The sequence below is a fragment of the Microbacterium sp. zg.Y909 genome (assembly GCF_024626565.1).
In genome coordinates this window covers 1-1,239 of sequence record NZ_JANJFJ010000664.1, presented here as the reverse complement: position 1 = coordinate 1,239, position 1,239 = coordinate 1, and the positions used below count along the sequence as shown (strand labels likewise).

At 71.1% G+C, this 1,239-nt stretch carries 3 protein-coding genes; 2 read left to right on the top strand and 1 reads right to left on the bottom strand.

Annotated features, from left to right (window positions below):
• The first annotated feature begins 152 nt into the window (after window positions 1-152).
• Both NQ160_RS23965 and NQ160_RS23960 read left to right on the top strand, forming a co-directional pair.
• Window positions 153-308: a hypothetical protein gene (locus NQ160_RS23965; protein WP_257517476.1), complete on the top strand. Its 156-nt coding sequence runs from the start codon at window positions 153-155 to the stop codon at window positions 306-308.
• Window positions 309-325: 17 nt separating this feature from the next.
• Complete coding sequence (locus tag NQ160_RS23960) at window positions 326-943, top strand: glutamine amidotransferase-related protein (protein WP_374113713.1); 618 nt, start codon at window positions 326-328, stop codon at window positions 941-943.
• Here the strand turns inward: NQ160_RS23960 and NQ160_RS23955 are convergent.
• Window positions 940-1,239: PASTA domain-containing protein (locus NQ160_RS23955; RefSeq protein WP_374113712.1), on the bottom strand; the 300-nt coding region annotated here is incomplete at its 5' end. The two genes, NQ160_RS23960 and NQ160_RS23955, sit on opposite strands and share 4 nt — an antisense overlap.

The following is a 1,239-nucleotide window of genomic DNA, read 5'->3' as shown; positions in this document are numbered from 1 at the left end:
GGCGTCGCCGCGGACGGGCGCTACCTCACGCTCACGACCTGCAGTCCGATGTGGTCCACGGCGGAGCGCCTCGCGGCGTATGCGGTGTTCGACTCATTCACTCCGCGTGCCGACGGCCCCCCGGAGTCCTTGGCAACCGTGGAAGGGGCCTGATGTACGCAGCGCTGTGGCGGATCCTCCCGGGCCCGTGGTGGGTCCGCGTGGTGATCCTGATTCTGCTGGCGGCGGCCGTCGTCTACGCCCTGTTCTTCCACATCTTTCCGTGGGTCTCCGAGCTGATCGCTCCCGAGGACGTCACCGTCCAGTGAGCGGCCGGGTGCTGGTCGTGGACAACCACGACAGCTTCGTGCACACCGTCATCGCCTACCTGCAGGAGCTCGGCGCGCAGGCATCCGTGGTCGAAGCGGACGAGATCCGCGATCCGGATGCCGCTATCGCCGGTTTCGCGGGCGTGCTCGTATCGCCCGGTCCCGGCACGCCGGCCCGTGCCGGGGCGTCGATCGCCGTCGTCCAGGCCGCGGCACGGGCGCAGATGCCGCTTCTGGGCGTGTGTCTCGGCCACCAGGCGATCGCGGCCGCCTTCGGGGCGGAGGTGGGGCATGCTCCCGAACTCGTCCACGGGATGACCAGCGCGGTGCACCACGATCACGACGCGCTCTACGCGGGGCTCCCCGACCCCTTCATCGCCGGTCGGTACCACTCGCTGGCGGTCACCGAGCGCACCCTCCCTGCCCAGCTGCGTGTGACCAGCCGCACCGATTCGGGCGTGGTGATGGGTCTGACCCACCGCACCCTCCCACTGGACGGCGTGCAGTTCCACCCCGAGAGCGTGCTCACCGAGGGCGGGTACCGGCTGCTGGGCAACTGGCTGGAGCGAGTGGGCGTGGCGGATGCCGCCGCGCGCGGCGCGGGCCTGCACCCGCATCGGGCACAGGAGGGCTAGGAGCCGGTGCAGTAGGTCAGCTCGACCGTGGAGTGGATCGGCACGTCGCCGGGTGCGAGGGACTGCGACAGCACCGTGGGACCCCCGGGTGTGGCGGGGCACGACGGGTCCTCCACGGGAAGCACCGTGAGCTGCAGGGCATCGGACTCGAGTTCGCGGGTGGCCGCGTCGAGCGTGTAGCCGGCGACGTTGACGAGCGTCACACTGCCGGTGGCGACCTCGAGGTTCACGACGGTGCCGCGTGGCACGTCGGCGCCGGCTTCGTACGAAGCCCACAGCACGAGACCTCGGGCGGC